This is a genomic window from Halorhabdus sp. BNX81 (assembly GCF_029229925.1).
Classification (GTDB): Archaea; Halobacteriota; Halobacteria; order Halobacteriales; family Haloarculaceae; genus Halorhabdus.
The window spans coordinates 2,811,121-2,828,981 of record NZ_CP107254.1 but is presented as its reverse complement, the minus strand read 5'-3'; the positions used below and the strand labels follow the sequence as shown (position 1 = coordinate 2,828,981).

The following is a 17,861-nucleotide window of genomic DNA, read 5'->3' as shown; positions in this document are numbered from 1 at the left end:
GATACTTTGGCATGGGATTTCAGTATGCGATCGGTCCCATTTCGTTGCTTTACTCGTTTAATTCGGATCTTCGCTGTTCGATTCGACAGTAGGAAGCACATGGCGAAGGGCACTGATCGGCACGATGACTCCAGTGGAAATGATCCCGAAATTGGGGTGAGTCACAATCCATTATATACTGTTGTATACCGCGTCACCATCACAAATTCGTCATATCCGCCCGTCGACAATGTCGGATCGCGGCCAAGCCGGCAAACCTGCGGGATTTCGCCACGTTCCACGACTGGTCCCGATCAGCCCACGCTCCACCCGGTGGTTCGCACGGTTCCACTTGAAACGAAGGGGTGGGGGGTGTAACCGACCATTCGCTAGTCACACTCTATCACGATTTTGGTGGTAGTGACGAGCAGGGCCGACAAAATGAACGCCGAAACACAACAAACACCAACGGGATAGGTTTGGATCCAGCCACGAACCGAACCCACCAACAGCGGGCACTGGAGCATTACTGTCATACCTCTCTCGAAGTAAATCATTACAGAAGGTGGGTTTGACACCGATTGTACGCCGAAACGGCCAGTTCGTTCAGAATTCGTTATATATGTCTGACGTACAGTTAAGTGAATTCGGGAAAGTCTTTTGCGCAGATGCCCCGATTCGCTCGGGCGCGGGAGGATAGGATGGGCCTGCTCACAGAACTCAGAGACAGCATTTCACGTGCCGCTTCGAGCCTGTTCTCAGAACAGGATCCGAAACGCATCGGCATCTACGGACCGCCCAACGCCGGCAAAACCACTCTGGCGAATCGGATCGCCAGGGACTGGACCGGCGACGCGGTTGGGCCGGAAAGTGCCGTTCCACACGAAACCAGACGCGCGCGCCGCAAGGAGAACGTCGAGATCGAACGTGACGGCAAGTCGGTTCAGATCGACATCGTCGACACGCCGGGCGTGACGACCAAGGTCGACTACACCGAGTTCCTCGATCACGACATGGAGAAAGACGATGCCGTCCGTCGATCCCGTGAAGCCACGGAGGGTGTCGCTGAAGCGATGCACTGGCTCCGGGAGGACGTCGACGGTGTCATCTACGTGTTGGATTCCGCCGAGGATCCCTTCACGCAGGTCAACACGATGTTGATCGGCATCATCGAGAGCCAGGACCTGCCGGTGTTGATCTTTGCTAACAAGATCGACCTCGATGATTCCAGTGTCAAGCGGATCAGCAACGCTTTCCCCCAACACGAGACCGTCCCGCTGTCCGCGCTCGAAGGCGACAACATGGACGAAGTTTACGACAAGATCGCGGAGTACTTCGGGTGATCGAGGATGGCTGAAGTCACAAACAAAGCACGCGACGGTGTCCAGATCGACCTGATCAGCGGCCAGCGGATGGACGGGATGGCCAGCATGGAGAAGATCCGGATGATTCTGGATGGCGTCCGTGACGGCAACATCGTTGTCTTAGAGGAGGGTCTCAGTCCCGACGAGGAGTCACGGTTGATCGAAGTGACGATGACCGAGATCAGTCCGGACGAGTTCAACGGGATCGAGATCGAGACCTACCCCCAGTCGGAGGCCAGAGACAAGAGTCTCCTCGACCGGCTGATGGGCAAGGAGTCGACGAAGAAACTCACCGTGATCGGGCCGGCCAACCAGATCGAGACACTCCACAAGGACGAAACGCTCATCAGCGCCCTCGTCTCCAGGAAATAATGCCCCACCAGTGTACGGAGTGTGGCACGGTTTTCGAGGACGGCTCCACAGAGATGCTCTCGGGGTGTCCCGAGTGTGCTGGCAACACGTTCCAGTATCACCCGGGCAGCGACACCGCTTCCGAGCCGGGCCCCGACGCGGAGCCGCCTGAGCGACCGCAATCCGAGGATTCGGTCGCCCGGACCGTCGGCAACGCGGCCCAGACGGTCAAGAACTTCATCGGCGGTGATGAAAAACCGGCGACCGGCGTCGATCCCGACGAGGCTGATCCGCTGTCACCATGGCCGAGCGATGTTGCTGGCGCTGCAACCGACACCGAAGACGTAGCGTCCACGGCTCGACCTGAAACGGGGGACGGGGTCACTGGGGGAACGCCGAGAAACAGCGCACGGGCCGATACGGCGACCGAATCGAACCGCAGCGGGACTGGCCCCACGGCCGGGATCGAGGACGAAGCCCAGGCGTCGGCCCGGTCGGCCGTCGTCTCGCCGGATGAACTCCCTGAATCGACCGGCAACGTGGCCGTCGGTTCGACAGGTGGCGATGCCGGAATCGCCAGCGAAGAGCCAGCCGCCGACCCCCGAACGGTGACCGAAGACCGCCCCGACCTTGCCGAACTACGTGAGGAACTCAACGATCAGTTCGAGTCCATCCGGATCGTCGAACCCGGCCAGTACGAACTCAACCTCATGGAGCTCTACGAGCGCGAGGAGTACATCATCGCGCTTCAGGAGGACGGTCGCTACCAGATCCAGGTCCCTGACACCTGGCGGGACTGAACGTGGTCGGGGACTTTGTGATCGGCTAGCCCCCGCCGCCGCGGCCCGTGAGCAATCCTTTTTGTCTTCGTCGCCGTGGGTAGACACATGAACTACCGGGAGCTCACCGGATCGCGTGAGTTCGTCGCCAGCCTGACCCACGGCGAGGACTGGCGCGGCCAGATCGAGGACTTCGCCCGCAGCGAGGACATCGAAGCAGCCGTCTTCTTCGGTCTGGGGACCGTCCAGGAGGCGACGATCTGGTACTACGATCAGGACGAGGAGGAGTACCGCGAGACGGTCTTCGACGAACCGCTGGAAGTCGCGGCCTGCGTCGGGAACATCTCGCTCGATGTCGACGGTGACCCCTTCGCGCACACGCACGTCGTGCTCTCTCGGGAGGACGGGACGGCGATCGCCGGCCACCTCGACGCGGGGGAGACGTTCATCGGTGAACTGTACGTCCGGACGTTCGAGGAATCGCTCGAACGGGTTCCCGACGAGACGACCGGCGGCGATCTCTGGGCGCTGTAGATGCGCGAGGAAGACGAGCGCTACTTCGCGCGCCTGGAAGACGAACTCGACCGGGCGATGGACGTGGCCCGGAACGCTCGGGAGGCGGGTGGCGATCCGACGACCGACGTCGAGATCCCGGTCGCCAAGGACATGGCCGACCGCGTCGAGAACATCCTCGGCATCGACGGGGTGGCCGAGCGCGTCCGTGACCTCGAAGGCGAGATGTCCCGCGAGGAGGCCGCCCTCGCCCTGGTCGAGGACTTCGTCGAGGGGACTGTCGGCGACTACGACACGAAGGCGGGCAAGATCGAGGGCGCGGTCCGGACGGCCGTCGCCCTTCTCACCGAGGGGGTCGTCGCCGCGCCGATCGAGGGGATCGATCGCGTCGAACTCCTCGACAACGACGACGGTACCCAGTTCGTCAACGTCTACTACGCCGGCCCGATCCGCTCCGCCGGCGGGACTGCCCAGGCGCTCTCGGTCCTCGTGGCCGACTACGCGCGAACGCTGCTGGACATCGAAGAGTACCACGCCCGGGAAGAGGAGATCGGTCGCTACGTCGAGGAGATCGAGCTCTACGACGAGGACACCGGCCTCCAGTACTCGCCGAAGGACAAGGAGACCCGTCACATCGCCGAAAACATGCCGATCATGCTCGACGGCGAGGCCACCGGCGACGAGGAGGTTTCGGGCTACCGGGACCTCGAACGCGTCGACTCCAACAGCGCCAGGGGCGGGATGTGCCTGGTCATGGCCGAAGGGATCGCGCTCAAGGCCCCGAAGATCCAACGGTACACCCGCCAACTCGACGAGGTCGAGTGGCCGTGGCTCCAGGATCTCATCGACGGGACGATCGGCGAAGACGACAACGAAGCGACCGACGAGGCCGACGCGGGTGACCCAGACGACGAGGCCGACGACGGCGAGGACGCTCCAGGCGAAACCGAGGGGCCACCCCGAGCCGACCCCTCGAAGAAGTACCTCCGGGACCTCATCGCGGGTCGCCCCGTCTTCTCCCATCCGAGCGAATCGGGTGGGTTTCGACTGCGCTACGGCCGCGCCAGGAATCACGGGAACGCGACCGCAGGCGTCCACCCGGCGACGATGCACCTCGTCGATGACTTTCTCGCGACCGGGACCCAGATCAAGACTGAGCGCCCGGGGAAAGCGGCGGGTGTGGTTCCAGTCGACACCATCGAGGGGCCGACGGTTCGGCTCGCCAACGGCGACGTCCGGCGGATCGACGACCCCGCGGAGGCCAAGGAAGTCCGCAACGGCGTCGAGAAAGTCCTCGATCTGGGCGAATATCTCGTCAATTACGGCGAGTTCGTCGAGAACAACCACCCGCTCGCGCCGGCCGCCTACACTGTCGAGTGGTGGGTTCAGGAGTTCGAGGCCGCCGGCGCGGACGTTCAGGCGATGGCAGACTCAGTCGGGGTCGACCTCGACGATCCGACGCCGGCCGAAGCCCTCGAGTGGGCCAGAGAGTACGACGCGCCGCTGCACCCGAAATACACCTACGTCTATCACGACGTGAGCGTCGCGGACATCGACGCGCTGGCCGACGCGATCGCCGAGGGCGAGATCGTCACTGGCGACGGTGCAGCCGCCGATCCACCTGCCCGGGACGTATCAGCGGAGACGACGACCGGCGATCTCGTCCTCCCGCGGAGTGAGACCGCCACGCGGACCCTCGAATCCCTGCTGGTCGAACACACCCAGACCGAGGCCTCGCTGATCGTCCCGACTTGGCGACCGCTCGTCGAGACGCTGGGCTTTGACGACGATCTGACGCGGACGTGGACGATCGAGGACCTCTCGGAGCGCGCCCGCACGTACGACGATGGGGAGAACGCCATCGAGGCCGTCAACGAGATCGCCCCCTTCGATGTCCGGGAGCGAGCGCCGACCCGGATCGGCAACCGGATGGGCCGCCCCGAGAAGTCCGAGGAACGGGAACTCTCCCCCGCAGTGCACACGCTGTTCCCGATCGGCGAAGCGGGCGGCAATCAGCGCGACGTCGCGAAGGCTGCCGGTCACGCCGACGAGATGGGTGACGCACCCGGTGAGGTCGATCTGGAAGTGGGCCGCCGGCGCTGTGTCGACTGTAGGACGGAGACCTACCGGGCACGGTGTCCCGACTGCGGTGGGACCACCGAGACGGTCTACGTCTGCCCGGACTGCGACCGCGAGGTCGACCCCGACGAGTCCGGCCGCGCCGAGTGCCCGCGGTGTGAGACGCTTGCCTCTCCGACGAGAATGACGACGATCGACGTCGGCGAGGTCTACCAGCAGGCCATGGACAACGTGGGCGAGCGCGAGGTCGCCTTTGACGTGCTCAAGGGCGTCAAAGGGCTGACCTCGAAGGAGAAAACCCCCGAGCCGATGGAGAAAGGCGTGCTTCGGGCCAAACACGACATTAGTGCATTCAAGGACGGGACGGTCCGCTATGACATGACCGACCTTCCGGTCACGTCGGTCCGGCCGGCCGAACTCGACGTCACCGTCGAGCAGTTCCGCGAGCTGGGCTACGAGGCAGACATCCGCGGCGATCCGCTCGTCCACGACGATCAACTGGTCGAGTTGAACGTTCAGGACGTCGTCCTCTCGAACGGCGCGGCCGAGCACATGCTCAAGACGGCGGACTTCATCGACGACCTCCTCGAGTCGTACTACGGTCTCGATCCCTACTACGAACTCGACGACCGCGACGACCTCGTGGGCGAACTCGTCTTCGGGATGGCTCCCCACACCAGCGCGGCGACCGTCGGCCGCGTCATCGGCTTCACCTCGGCTGCTGTCGGGTACGCCCATCCGTACTTTCACGCCGCGAAGCGCCGGAATTGTTTCCATCCGGAGACCAAGGTGTGGTTTGAAGACGAGTCCGATGAGTCGCGATATCAATCCATCGAACAACTGGTAGAGAGTCGGCTTGACGATCCCAGAATGGACGACTTTGGAACGGTGGTCGAAGAGTTACCAGGTACCGCTCATGTCCCGTCCATAGACAGCGACGGAACACCGGTCCGAAAACCGATCGAAGCTGTTTCGAAGCATCCTGCTCCGGATCATCTCCTCAAAATCGAAACGAAGAGTGGACGGACAATCACTGTCTCACAAGACCACTCGATGCGCCGATGGGAAGACGGCCCGGAGGAAGTCCCAGCGAGTGAGCTAACGTCCGGTGACCGATTACCCATGCCTAAATCGGTTGATATCGAGGGTACTCACCGGACGTATGATCTGCTCTCGGAATTCATGGCTTTGGATCGTCTCTCCAACGAAGAGGTAATGATCCGTGGCTTAGGGAGCGAACGTATCAAATCACTCTTCGACGAAGCGACAAAATCAGATCAGTATCTCAAACCAGTCGCAGAGTGCTTGGGAGTAAGCGATTCAACGGTTTACAATTGGGTTAACCGAGACAGCGTTCCGGTTTCAGTTTTGACGACACTGTTTGATGATGTGCCTAGCCGGGTTCCTTCTGATGTTCAGCTGGCTGTCAAACGAGATTCGGTCACGATTTCACGGCACCTCCAACTCGATGAATCGTTTGCTACGCTCTTAGGATACTACGCTGCCGAAGGCTTCACACGCTCTACCGAAAATTGTTATCAGACGACGATTTGTATCCCTGATGAGTCTGCTCGTGAGTTGGTCAGACAGGTTATCGATGAATCGCTATCAATTGAAGCATACGAAGAGAACGAGTGGAAAATGACGGTATCGAGTCGTCTCGTCGCTGTTCTGTTTGATGAGGTACTGGGTCTCGGAAGCTCCGCTGATGGTAAGCAGATCCCCGAATCCATTTTGACCGCTCCGGATAGCGTTCTTCGTGCGTTCCTATCGTCGTATTTCAGTGGTGATGGTAGTGCGTCCAGTGATCGAATCGAAGTTCGGGCGCACACGGTAAGTGATCAACTCAAAGATGACCTGGTCGCGGCACTGAAGCGATTCGAAATTGTCCCCAAAATCTTTCGTGAAACGCGGATCCCGCAAACCGGAGAGGTCGCTGATTTCTATGAAACAGAGCAGGAATTCGAGACGTGGGTCGTGAAAGTCACTTCCGAGAACGCGGCGCGGTTCGCCGAGCGGATCGGATTCCACTTGTCTCGAAAGTCAGAAGCGCTAACCGTAGCCTTAGAATCAACTGAACTCCGGACACAGCGACTTTGCGGTGACGGTGGCGACGTTTGGCTTGACGAAGTATCTGATATCCAAGTCGTTGAGAGTGACGTTGATCACCTGTATTCACTGACGGTCTCGGACACGCACACGCTCGTGGCAAATGATTTGTATACTGGCCAATGCGACGGCGACGAGGACTGCGTCATGCTGTTGATGGACGGCTTGCTCAACTTCAGTCGGAAGTACTTACCAAATCAGCGAGGCGGCCGAATGGACGCGCCCCTGGTGATGTCCTCGCGGATCGACCCGGCCGAGATCGACGACGAGGCCCACAATATCGACATCGTCGAGCAGTATCCGCTGGAACTCTACGAAGCGACCCGCGAGATGGCTCATCCGGAAGATGTCGACGTCAAGATTGCCGAGGACACCCTGGGAACGGAAGACGAGTACACCGGCTTCGCCCACACCCACGACACCAGCAATATCGCGCTCGGACCGGATCTCTCGGCGTACAAGACCCTGGGATCGATGGAGGACAAGATGGACGCCCAGCTCGAGATCTCTCGCAAACTCAGGGCCGTTGACGAGACCGACGTCGCCGAGCGTATCATCGAGTATCACTTCCTGCCGGACCTGATCGGCAACCTGCGAGCCTTCTCGCGGCAGGATGTCCGGTGTCTCGGATGTGGCGAGAAGTACCGCCGGATGCCCCTCACCGGCACCTGTCGGGAGTGTGGCGGCGACGTGAATCTGACCGTCCACGAGGGCTCGGTCAACAAGTACATCGACACGGCCACGCGCGTGGCCGAGGAGTTCGGAGCCCGGGAGTACACCAAACAGCGCCTGGAGATCCTGGATCGGTCGATCAAGCGCGTCTTCGAGGACGATACGAGCAGGCAGACGGGGATCGGGGACTTCATGTGAGTGGCTGGCGGGTCACTGAGGCCAGTCGCTCACGTCGCGTCGGGGTCAGGTTCCAGCCGGTAGCGTGTCGTCGGCTGCCCGGAGAACCGCGGGCCGGAGCCTGCGGTGGCGAAGTCAGCCGCCTCGGCGGCGTTTTGGACGGCAGCTTCGCCGTCAGGCACGAGCAGTTCGACGGCCATCGCCTCCCCGCGGGCGAACCGGATCGGTTCCTCGAGCAGTCGTGCACACGCCCCCTCGGAGCCGGCGAGTTGCGTGACGTAGACTGTCTCGTCGCGGGCGTCGAAGCTCACGAACCCGACGATCGACGACGATTCGTCGTCTTGGGTATTGCCGTCGTGCTCGACATCACCCCCTGGCCCACTTTCGATCGCGTCGGGATCGATGGCGACCCGGACCGTCCGGTCGTGCACGAGATTTCGCATCACGTCCACTGGCGAGTCAGCAAGTGCCGCCAGGGCATCGGCATCGGCTTCGACCGCCTCACGAACGTCCATGCGATGGAGTCACGACCCCGACGTAGTTAACTTTGGGGCGCCGGGTTGTCGGCCGACCTGCGACACCACTACTGTGGAATCAAATTATCGAAATATAAATACAAAATGATATGTATCCCACCCAGGAAGTGTACTAACGACTGTAAAGCAATGGTTACTAGAAGGCAACTCTTGGCGTCAGCCGGCGCGACAGTCGCTGGCGGAGTAGGTGTATACGTTTATCTCAGATCTCCAGTCGAGGGGACCGGCGGGTCCGAGGAGGGGACACTATGTGGCGCGTCGAACCGTGGGCAAACCGGTGAGACGTTGAGCATCGAAATGATTCGGGCTAACGAGACGACAGTGTCCGTGTATTACGACCTCGAAACGGACCAGTCCGGGGTCTCCACTGTCATTGTCGTCGACGGAGAGGTTCTCGCCCGCCAACCCTGGAACAGCCAAGCGGGTGAACTCACGTTTCAACACGAAGAGCCGACGAGATTCGATATCGAAGTGCGCTCGGCTGATGGCAGCGTATTGGACTCGACAGAAATCCTCGTCGAATGTGGGCCGGCCGAGGAGATCACCTGATTGTCAGCGAAGCACCGAAGTGAGCGCCGGCGTATCGATCCCATATGTACGTCTCTCCGGCTGTCCGGTCGATCCGTGAGCACCCGGCCGAGGACGAATCGGTCACGCTACTGGTCCGTGCGGCTGACGACGTCACCGCGATCCGCGACCGGATCGAAACTGTCGGTGGGACGATCGAGGAGAGCCTGGAGTTCGAGACACTGGCCGTTTCCGTCCCTCAAACTGCCGTCGGAGCGATCTGCGAGATCGACGGGATCGAATCGATCGAGACCGACCGGACGCTGACGATCGACGCCGACGGCGCGGGCGAGGACGTCTCGACGCCGGGGGAGTAGGACACTCCGTCACCTGGGATCGACCCGCACGCCGATCGCTGGAGCCAGACGCAAACGTTTTGCGTACCCGCCAACTACGCCGATTCAGCATGGCGGACTGTCCACTCGCCGACGATTGCCCCGAATTCACCGAGCGGATCGAGGGTATGGGATGTACCCACTACGGCGACCGCGGCGGGGCCGAGTGGTGCAACCACTACAACCAGCCGATCTCCGATCTGAAGTCCCAGCCGGTCAAGCCCGGCGAGGAAGTCGTCGTCACCGTCGAGGACATCCACGAGAGCGGGGCTGGCGTCGGCCGCACCGAGGACGGCTTCATCCTCATGGTCGACGGCGTCCTGCCCGAAGCCCGCGCCAAAGTCCGCGTGACGACGGTCCACTCGAACCACGCTCGGGCCGAGGAAGTCGAACGCCTCCCGCTCGAAGACGAGGAAGCCGAGGGTGAGGACGGCGACGACGTCGAAGAAGCCGGCGACGAGGACGACTCCGAAGCGGATGACGAGCGCGACGACGGGCCGGACCGGCCCGAACTCGGGAGCCGGGACAACTTCTGGGGCAGTTGAGCGCTTCGGTGACAGTCCGCCGATCCCCTTCGTCTCAGTGAAATCGATCCGTCAGCCCTTCGCTCGTGACGCTTTTCTCCCCGGCGACGTACGTCAGAATATGGATCTGCAACTCGAGGGCAACGTCGCGCTGGCGACGGCCGCCACCAGCGGCCTCGGTCTCGCGAGCGCCGAGGCACTCGCCGCGGAGGGCGCGCACGTCGTCGTCTGTGGCCGAACCGAATCACGGCTGGAATCCGCCCGTGAGCAACTCTCGGCGGCGGGACCGGGCGATGTCCGGGCGATCGAGGCCGACATCACCGATCCCGGCGACGTCGAGGCGCTTGTCGAAGCGACCGTCGAGACCTTTGGCGGGCTGGATCACCTGGTGACGAGCGCTGGAGGGCCACCGAGCGGGTCCTTTCTCGACACCCCGACCGAGGCGTGGGAGGACGCCTACGACCTGCTGGTGATGAGCGCCGTCCGGACGACGCGGGCCGCCTATCCCCATCTTGCCGAGAGCGACGCGGGCTCGATCGTCAACATCACGTCCCGGTCGGTCCGAGAGGTCATCGACGACCTCGTGCTCTCGAACGCCGTCCGGCGGGCGGTCATCGGGCTGATGAAGACCCAGGCCCGAGAGTTCGCGCCGGACGTTCGCGTCAACGCCGTCCTGCCGGGGGCCCACGAGACGGCTCGCATCGAGGAGTTGATCGACGATGCCGTCGAGCGTGGCGAGTACGATTCCTACGAGGAGGGCTACGACGACTGGGCGGCGGACGTTCCGATGGGCCGCATCGGCGAGCCGCGGGAACTCGGCGACGTCGTGGCCTTTCTCTCGAGTCCCCGGGCGAGTTTCGTGACGGGCGCAGCCGTTCCGATCGACGGCGGGTCGATGCGGAGTTGACCCAGTTGTGGATGCGGAGTTGATCAGCCGTCACCGCTTCAGCGGCCGTCGGGCCGCGTCATCGAAAGGGTGAGCATCACGCCGAGGGCGATGAGGGCAACGCCCATCGCGACGACGTACCCGATCGGCGGCATCCCGCCCCACGGCGGGTTCGGGTAGAAGAAGTCGACGATCAACACGACGATTGCGCTCAGCGAAGCGAGCACAGACAGGGCGAACAGCCAGAACCAGACGAAACCGCGCATACGTTGACTTCTTCGGGCGTCCTATTTTATGTTCCGGGAGGCATCCTGCCGGCAGCGTCCCGATGATCTGCTCGATAAGACACGCCTCAGTGGTAGTCTCGACTGGATAGATATAGCCCGAATCGACCAAGCCCCGACACCGAGATTGTTGACTCGCGGGGCACCTAGTCACTCCGGTTGACATATAGGAAATTCTTATATTCCAGGCGATCTACCGCTGACGTGCATGAACGTCGCAGAATACGTCCCCGCCGATCAACCGCTCGTCGTTGCTCGCCGGATCGGGCCGCGCGTCCTCTTTTTGGTCGGTTGTCTCCTTGGCGGACTGACCGTGTTGCGGGCGTCGAGTCTGGCTGGGATCCAGACCGGATCGCTCGGGGCCGGCGTGTTCGCGCTGGCGTTTGCAGCCACTGCTGGCAGGCAGTTGGCCGGTGACCAGCACATCCGGGCTGTGCCGTCAGGGCTTACCGCAGTTGCCGTCGGAACGATGGCTACTGGCACCGTGCCCGGAATCGATCCCGCAGCCGTCACCCTGGTCATGACTGGCGTCTATTTCGTCTGGCTTGTGATCGGCAGCATTACGCAGGTCGGCATTTATCAGGATGAAGAATTGTACGAGTTCGTGTGGAACTGACCGTCGGTTGTTGAAATACTGGAGGTGTCTCGCTGGAACCCACTCGCGTGGGGTGGTCAGTCGTGTTCACAGCTCGTCGAGTGTCAGCGTTCGAAACCGCCGGATGGCATACCAGTACCCGCCGGCAGCGACAAGACCCAGGACCGCTGTATACCCCAGGAGGGCAAGGACCCCGCCGAGAAGGTGGTCCGTGATCGCGACCCACAGGAGGACGAACCCGATTGCGCCGACGAGCAGGCCGCCCATGAAGAAGATCATCGTGACCACGAGCGAGGGGTGGGCTCGCTCGACGTTCATGTACTCGCGGCGCTCGAACTTCGGGACGGCCGCGCCCAGGCCGAGTGCGACCCCCGTCGAAGCGACGGCGAGCACCACGGCCAGCAGTATCTGGCCGACGATGAACGCCGGCTCGTGTTCGGCCAGCGCGAGCGGGGTCCCAACGCCGAGCCCGACGATCAGCCCCAGCACGATCCCGGCAAGCATCCGCCCTCGGAGCAGCGGGACGACCGACGACGTGCTCGAAAACAGCAACGGGAGCTGATCGCGGTCGTCGCCGAGTGGATTGAGACAGTACGCGCCACCCGCGAGGATGGCCCCGGCGATGACGGCCGCCGGTGGACCGATCGACAGCAATGTGTGGGGGGCTTCGAGTACCGTTCCGCTCATCCCCAGCGCGCCGAACAACACGGGCGTGAGATGGGCGAGCGTCCGCGGGTCGCGCCGCGTTCGGAGCAGGTACCGCCAGGCGATCCGTGCCGAGGGCGTACGGTTGAACAGCCAGGGGACGCCGTGGGTCCCCGCCACACGCGTGGTCGAGCTATCGCCACCAACGTTCCGGACGAGCAACAGCGTCTCCAGCCGGATCGTGACGACGAACCCGAGCGGGACGACAACGGCGAGCACGCCGGCGATGACGACGCCGACCGCCGTGACTGTCCCGCCCAGGGGAGCGAGCACGAGACCAGCGTAGGCCTGGACCGGATTGCCGGGCAGTATCGCGCCGATCGAGCCGGGTCCGAACCCATCCCCTCCCTCGAAGACTGGGGCCAACACCGCCTGGGTTCCGACGAAGACGGCGATCGTGAGGCCAAGGAACAGCCCCGCACGCACCCACAGCGACAACTGTACACGCTCGTTGAGGTAGCGAGCGGTGTCACCGACGAGTCGACCAGCCATCAGTCCCGTTCCCACCAGGGGCAGGGAACCGAGGCCGACGAGCATGGGGACGAGCATGCTCCCGGCACCGACGCCGACGCCGGCGAGCACCACGATCCCCGCCGGAACGAACCCGGCGAAGCCCTCGATCGTTCGCGTGAGAAAGCGCCCGATCGACACCGCCGTCGGCGAGATCGACGTCCTGACCAGGGGGCCGACGACGCCGACTCGCGACTGGTTGAACCCGCCCACGAACCCCACGTAGCCGCCCGCGAACGCGACCCCGAGGTAACTCGCGGCGAGCGTGCCGATCGGCGGCGATCCGGTCGCGACATTCCGACCGAACCCGGCCGTCTGTTCCCACAGCACCAGCGGAAACCCGAACACCATCAGGCCGATAACTGCGAATCCCACGAGCTGTCGGCCGTTTCCACGCACGTTCCGGATCGTCGTGCGCAACTCCGTCCGGGAGAGCGTCCACGCCCCTCGCCAGACCTCCCGTCTCGAACGCTTGCGCCCCGTCATTGCCAGGCTCTCTCGGGATCAGCGGTCAGTTCCAGGAACGCGTCCTCGAGGTCGGCCTCGCCGTCTTCGTCGGCCGCTGCGGCGAGCCCGTCGGGCGACCCCTCCGAGACCAGTCGGCCGTCGTAGAGGACGCCCACCCGGTCGGCGATCTCCTCGACGACCGGCAGGATGTGCGTCGAGAGGAATACCGTCGTGTCACCGGCGGCCAGGTCGACGATCAACTCTCGGAGGGTCTTGGCCGCCCGCGGGTCGAGGCCGGACGTCGGCTCATCGAGGAACACCACGGCGGGATCGTGCTGGACGGCCTGGATAAATGCCGTCTTCTGTTTCATCCCCTTGGAGTAGCCGTCGATCCGCCGGTCCAGATCCGCCGCGAGATCCAGCGATTCAGCTATGTCGAGCGCCCGGTCTTCGACGCGGTTCCAGGGGATCCCCCGCAGATCCGCGGCAAAGTGCAACTGTTCACGACCGGTCAACTCCCGGTACACCGGCGGCTCCTCCGGGAGGAGCCCGATGTGCTCGACGAGGCTCGATCGGTCGGTACAGTGGACGCCGTCGACGAACCCGTCGCCGTTCGTCGGTTCGATCAATCCCGTCAACATCCGCATCGTCGTGGTCTTCCCCGCGCCGTTGGGGCCAAGAAAGCCGTAGACGACGCCCGCGGGCACGTCGAGATCCAGCCCGTCGACGGCGACCGTCGCCCCGTAGCGTTTTGTCACTCCCCTTGCTGTGATCGCACTTGCGTCCGCTGTCATGACACGTGGTATTCAGCCACCCCTTATAATGACTCATCCACGACTGCACACGATGTAGTCATCCGGGTTTCGAGCCGGCCGGTCACCGAGAGTCGTTCGGTTCCCACGTTTCGATGGTCCCCGCCCGCACGTCCTCGACGCATCCCTGGCAGTCAGGGTGCTCCGGATCGACGCACTCCGGGCGACCGCTCCCGTCCACCCGGACGGCCCGCCGCTCGGCGTGTCGCCGGCAGACGATCCGCGCCCGCCCGTCCTCGGCGAGCGGGAGATCACTCCGGGCCGCGTGCTTTGCGCTTTCGTAGGCACGCCTGGCCTCGGCCAGTTGCCGGCCGGCGGACTCGATACCCGATCGCAGGAACTGCGGGAGCCGCTGCCCGTCCTCGGCCATGGTTGGGCTGTGAACTCCCTTCCTATGAATCTTCTCTCGGGAAACCGGGCTGCTAACCCTCCCCCTACTGTTTCACTTCCGCCGTGGTCGCCGCGACTTTATATAGGAGGCCGACCAACTGTCAATCGTCTCCCATCGAAAACACGCGGAGACAGCACAGCCATGACGGATTTGCATACCCACGCGGAAGAGATACACGAGCAGTTCACAGACCAGCTAGACGTCAGTGTCGACGATGTCGAGGAACGACTCGACACGCTGGTCAACGAGTACCAGGTCCCCATCAGCGAGGCCCGCCGGAGCGTCACCAACTCCTACCTCGACGAGGCGGGGCTGGATCGCGACGATATCGGCGGCGGCAGCGGCGGTAACGAGACCGTCCAGGCCGCCGACGTCGACGCGCCCGAGGAGTGGGTCGACATGACGGCGAAGGTCGTCGAGCTCTGGGAGCCCCGGAGCGACGCCGTCGCCCAGGTCGGCCTGCTGGGCGACGAGACCGGGACGATCAAGTTCACCAAGTGGTCCAAATCCGACCTCCCCGAACTCGCGGAGGGCGCGACCTACCACCTCCGGAACGTCGTCACCGACGAGTACCAGGGCCGGTTCTCGGTCAAACTCAACCGGACGACGGTGATCGAGGAGACCGACGAGGAGATCGAGGTCGGCGACGACGCCCTCGAGGTCGAGGGGGCCTTAGTCGACATCCAGAGCGGCAGCGGGCTGATCAAGCGCTGTCCCGACGAGGACTGCACGCGCGTCCTCCAGAACGGCCGGTGTAGCGAACACGGCGAAGTCGAGGGGGAGTTCGACCTCCGGATCAAGGGCGTCCTCGACGACGGCGAGGACGTGACGGAGGTCATCTTCGATCAGGACGCGACCGAGAATCTCACTGGCATCACCTTAGAGGAGGCCAAGGACATGGCGATGGACGCCCTCGATACGAGCGTCGTCGTCGAGGAGATGCAGGGGACGATCATGGGGCGGTACTATCGCGTCGAGGGGCCGACCTTCGGGCGGTACCTGCTGGCCGACGAGGTCGAGACGCTGACCGACGCGGTCGATCCTGAAGCGACGCTGATCAAAGCGAGGTCGATATAATGGCGGCGACACCGACCCGAGAGGTTGCCCGCCGCGTCTTCGCGGGCGAGTTCAACGACGCGACCTACACGTTCAAGGAAAGCGACGACGACCGCGCGCCGGTGTACGTCCTCCTGCCGACGGGCGAGCGCGCCAATCGCGTCTTCGTCGTCGGCACGCTGACCGAGACCGAGGACGTCGGCGAGGACAGCGAATATTGGCAGGGCCGGATTGTCGATCCCAACGGCGACACCTACTTCGCCTACGCCGGGCAGTACCAGCCCGACGCCGCCTCGATGCTGCGGGAGCTCGAACCACCGGCGTACGTCTCCATCGTCGGCAAGCCCCGGACCTACGAGACCGACGACGGCGAGGTCAACGTCTCGATCCGGCCGGAGTCGATCACGCCGGTCGACGAGACGACCCGGAATCGCTGGGTGGTCGAGACGGCCGAACGGACGCTCGAACGCGTCCAACACTACGGGGAGGCCGACCCGACCCAGGACGACTACGCGGCTGACGAGTACGTCCAGATGGCTCACGACGAGTACGAACCGGCGGTCGAGAACTATCGACGGCTCGTCGTCGAGGCCCTCGAAAGTCTAGAGGAGGAGACGGCCGAACCTGAGGCCTGAGGTCGCGGCGACTCTCTCCGCCGTCTGACAAATGATTAAGTAGGTGGGCAAACGATTGTCGCCAACCATGAGTAACAAGAACAAGACCATCTCCTTTCGGGTCAGCGAGGAGAAATTCGAGACCCTGAGAGAGATCGCCGAGGAGCGAGACCTTTCGCTGTCGGCCGTCTTCCGGGATTACGTCGACATGCTCGTCGACCACAGCGGCAAGGTCGAAGTCGTTCCGGAGCACGAACTCAGCGGTGAATCCGAAAGCGACGACGAGAGCTTCCCGCCGAAAGTCGAGGTGCCGAAATCGTTCATCCGCGAGCACGAGCGTCTCGAACTCGAATCCGACCACCTCCGGGAGCAACTTGAGGAGTACAAACGCTACGTGACAAAGCTCCGGGAGGAGGTCAACGGGGACGAAGAAGACGTGATTCAGCTCGAAGATCTAGACGGCGAGGAGGACGAGGACGAATCCGCCTATCGGATCGGCGAGTTCGACGAGCCGGTTTAACCCCGCTATAACAACTGCTCGCGTCTGTTTTGGGCCTGTCTGGCTGCGTCCGTCTCTCCCTCGACGTCCGCCAGTGATTCGACGGCTTCCAGCGTCCGGACCGCGCCGTCCAGAAACGAGAGGACGTCGCCGGGATAGGCATACAGCATGTAGTCGTCGCCCATCACGTCGACGATGGCGTCCGGGCCGAGGCCGTCGGCACGCAACTCCAGGAGGTAGCGGACGAATTTCTCCTCCGGATGACCACAATGGGGGGCCGACTGGCAGTCACAGTCCATGAAGTCCTCGGCGAAGTCGAGCACGCGATCCCGGGTCGCATCGTCGAGTTTGCCCAGGTTCTCGCCGTGAAAGAGGACGTCCAGCGTCGCGCCGGCGAAGGCGCTCTTCGGGAACGAGGTCTCCAGCTGGGAGACGAGTTGGCGGTGGTTCTTGATGTAGATCTTGTCGGTGATCGCCACGACAGCTCTATATTAGGCCAGGACGCCAAAAGCATCTCGAAGAAGATAGAACCGTCGGGTAGGCCGGCTGTTCGCTGTCTCCACGCTTCAATTTCCGTTTGAGACTGTTAGCTCCTTACGTCCGTTCGTCCCAGAGTGCTCGCGGGTCACTTCGTTCCCCGCTCGTAGAAATCGAGATCGCTCAAGAATTCGCGATCTCGCACAGTCCGGGTGCGAGAATCGGGCCCGGTCCTCGGGTTGTCTCGGCACGGGCTGGTTCGCGCTTTCGTGTCCACACACGCCGGAGTATGAACGTCGGGACAGCGCCCGAATGAGTCGTAACGTATTTGAACGACAGCGAGATAGATGCAATTGCTCTCAGCGTGTCCGGGTTGGGGTAGTGGTTATCCTTCAGCCTTGTGGAGGCTGAGAGGCGGGTTCGATTCTCGCACCCGGACCTTATTTCCGCGATCTAAAAGTGTGAATCATATCTGAGGCTGACGGCTCTCGTTTATCACTCGGTGCGGTGCCACAGTACTTGTGCAGGAATTTCAGTGTCCGACGTGTGAACGCGTGTTCGAAACGAGGCGTGGTCTTGGTGTCCATCTTGATACAGCGA

The 17,861-nt window shown here is 62.9% G+C and carries 19 protein-coding genes and 1 tRNA gene; 14 read left to right on the top strand and 6 right to left on the bottom strand.

What is annotated here, in order from left to right:
- Nucleotides 1-680: 680 nt before the first annotated feature.
- From HBNXHr_RS14285 to HBNXHr_RS14265, 5 genes are all read left to right on the top strand, one after another.
- Nucleotides 681-1,322 carry a GTP-binding protein gene (locus HBNXHr_RS14285; protein ID WP_275740962.1) on the top strand — a complete coding sequence of 214 codons (642 nt, stop codon included), beginning with the start codon at nt 681-683 and terminating at the stop codon, nt 1,320-1,322.
- Between the two features lie 6 nt (nt 1,323-1,328).
- On the top strand, nt 1,329-1,715 hold the full coding sequence (locus HBNXHr_RS14280; RefSeq protein ID WP_275738309.1) for a DUF2073 domain-containing protein: 387 nt from the start codon (nt 1,329-1,331) through the stop codon (nt 1,713-1,715).
- Nucleotides 1,715-2,494: a Zn-ribbon containing protein gene (locus HBNXHr_RS14275; RefSeq protein ID WP_275882657.1), complete on the top strand. Its 780-nt coding sequence runs from the start codon at nt 1,715-1,717 to the stop codon at nt 2,492-2,494. Before HBNXHr_RS14280 ends, HBNXHr_RS14275 begins: the two co-directional genes overlap by 1 nt.
- An 87-nt stretch (nt 2,495-2,581) precedes the next feature.
- On the top strand, nt 2,582-3,007 hold the full coding sequence (locus HBNXHr_RS14270) for a PPC domain-containing DNA-binding protein (RefSeq protein WP_275882656.1): 426 nt from the start codon (nt 2,582-2,584) through the stop codon (nt 3,005-3,007).
- Complete coding sequence (locus HBNXHr_RS14265) at nt 3,008-8,044, top strand: DNA polymerase II large subunit (RefSeq protein WP_275882655.1); 5,037 nt, start codon at nt 3,008-3,010, stop codon at nt 8,042-8,044. It begins immediately after the preceding gene.
- A 29-nt stretch (nt 8,045-8,073) separates the two neighbouring features.
- Here the strand turns inward: HBNXHr_RS14265 and HBNXHr_RS14260 are convergent, their stop codons facing one another.
- Nucleotides 8,074-8,538 (bottom strand): hypothetical protein, encoded by a 465-nt coding sequence (locus tag HBNXHr_RS14260; protein WP_275882654.1) that lies wholly within the window; start codon nt 8,536-8,538, stop codon nt 8,074-8,076.
- Nucleotides 8,539-8,856: 318 nt separating this feature from the next.
- Between HBNXHr_RS14260 and HBNXHr_RS14255 the strand changes: the two genes are divergently transcribed.
- The 4 genes from HBNXHr_RS14255 (at nt 8,857) to HBNXHr_RS14240 (ending at nt 10,892) form a co-directional block, all read left to right on the top strand.
- Nucleotides 8,857-9,108: a hypothetical protein gene (locus HBNXHr_RS14255; RefSeq protein ID WP_275882653.1), complete on the top strand. Its 252-nt coding sequence runs from the start codon at nt 8,857-8,859 to the stop codon at nt 9,106-9,108.
- 44 nt (nt 9,109-9,152) lie between these two features.
- Entirely contained in the window at nt 9,153-9,443 is a 291-nt protein-coding gene (locus HBNXHr_RS14250) for a hypothetical protein (protein ID WP_275882652.1), read from the top strand.
- Nucleotides 9,444-9,532: 89 nt separating this feature from the next.
- Nucleotides 9,533-10,006 (top strand): TRAM domain-containing protein, encoded by a 474-nt coding sequence (locus HBNXHr_RS14245; protein WP_275882651.1) that lies wholly within the window; start codon nt 9,533-9,535, stop codon nt 10,004-10,006.
- Between the two features lie 100 nt (nt 10,007-10,106).
- Nucleotides 10,107-10,892: an SDR family oxidoreductase gene (locus HBNXHr_RS14240; RefSeq protein WP_275882650.1), complete on the top strand. Its 786-nt coding sequence runs from the start codon at nt 10,107-10,109 to the stop codon at nt 10,890-10,892.
- A 38-nt stretch (nt 10,893-10,930) separates the two neighbouring features.
- Here the strand turns inward: HBNXHr_RS14240 and HBNXHr_RS14235 are convergent, their stop codons facing one another.
- On the bottom strand, nt 10,931-11,137 hold the full coding sequence (locus HBNXHr_RS14235; RefSeq protein ID WP_275882649.1) for a hypothetical protein: 207 nt from the start codon (nt 11,135-11,137) through the stop codon (nt 10,931-10,933).
- A gap of 226 nt (nt 11,138-11,363) precedes the next feature.
- Between HBNXHr_RS14235 and HBNXHr_RS14230 the strand changes: the two genes are divergently transcribed.
- The gene (locus HBNXHr_RS14230) at nt 11,364-11,771 is read left to right on the top strand and encodes a hypothetical protein (protein ID WP_275882648.1); all 408 of its coding nucleotides are present in this window, start codon (nt 11,364-11,366) and stop codon (nt 11,769-11,771) included.
- A gap of 66 nt (nt 11,772-11,837) precedes the next feature.
- Here the strand turns inward: HBNXHr_RS14230 and HBNXHr_RS14225 are convergent, their stop codons facing one another.
- From HBNXHr_RS14225 to HBNXHr_RS14215, 3 genes are all read right to left on the bottom strand, one after another.
- Nucleotides 11,838-13,451 (bottom strand): hypothetical protein, encoded by a 1,614-nt coding sequence (locus tag HBNXHr_RS14225; RefSeq protein ID WP_275882647.1) that lies wholly within the window; start codon nt 13,449-13,451, stop codon nt 11,838-11,840.
- Complete coding sequence (locus HBNXHr_RS14220) at nt 13,448-14,206, bottom strand: ABC transporter ATP-binding protein (RefSeq protein WP_275882646.1); 759 nt, start codon at nt 14,204-14,206, stop codon at nt 13,448-13,450. The genes HBNXHr_RS14225 and HBNXHr_RS14220 overlap by 4 nt, the downstream gene beginning before the upstream one ends.
- Before the next feature lie 82 nt (nt 14,207-14,288).
- Nucleotides 14,289-14,594 (bottom strand): hypothetical protein, encoded by a 306-nt coding sequence (locus HBNXHr_RS14215; RefSeq protein WP_275738279.1) that lies wholly within the window; start codon nt 14,592-14,594, stop codon nt 14,289-14,291.
- Nucleotides 14,595-14,756: 162 nt separating this feature from the next.
- On the opposite strand from HBNXHr_RS14215, the gene HBNXHr_RS14210 reads away from it, so the two are divergent.
- The 3 genes from HBNXHr_RS14210 (at nt 14,757) to HBNXHr_RS14200 (ending at nt 16,805) form a co-directional block, all read left to right on the top strand.
- The gene (locus tag HBNXHr_RS14210) at nt 14,757-15,692 is read left to right on the top strand and encodes a replication factor A (protein ID WP_275882645.1); all 936 of its coding nucleotides are present in this window, start codon (nt 14,757-14,759) and stop codon (nt 15,690-15,692) included.
- Nucleotides 15,692-16,306, top strand: coding sequence for a DNA-binding protein (locus tag HBNXHr_RS14205; RefSeq protein WP_275882644.1), 615 nt, complete (start codon nt 15,692-15,694; stop codon nt 16,304-16,306). The genes HBNXHr_RS14210 and HBNXHr_RS14205 overlap by 1 nt, the downstream gene beginning before the upstream one ends.
- Before the next feature lie 67 nt (nt 16,307-16,373).
- A complete protein-coding gene (locus tag HBNXHr_RS14200) occupies nt 16,374-16,805 on the top strand; it encodes a CopG family transcriptional regulator (RefSeq protein WP_275738273.1) in 432 nt (143 codons plus the stop codon).
- A 5-nt stretch (nt 16,806-16,810) separates the two neighbouring features.
- On the opposite strand, the gene HBNXHr_RS14195 is transcribed toward HBNXHr_RS14200, so the two are convergent.
- Complete coding sequence (locus HBNXHr_RS14195) at nt 16,811-17,263, bottom strand: DUF5814 domain-containing protein (protein WP_275738271.1); 453 nt, start codon at nt 17,261-17,263, stop codon at nt 16,811-16,813.
- Between the two features lie 365 nt (nt 17,264-17,628).
- On the opposite strand from HBNXHr_RS14195, the gene HBNXHr_RS14190 reads away from it, so the two are divergent.
- A tRNA-His gene (locus HBNXHr_RS14190) sits at nt 17,629-17,700 on the top strand.
- The last annotated feature ends 161 nt before the right edge of the window (nt 17,701-17,861 follow it).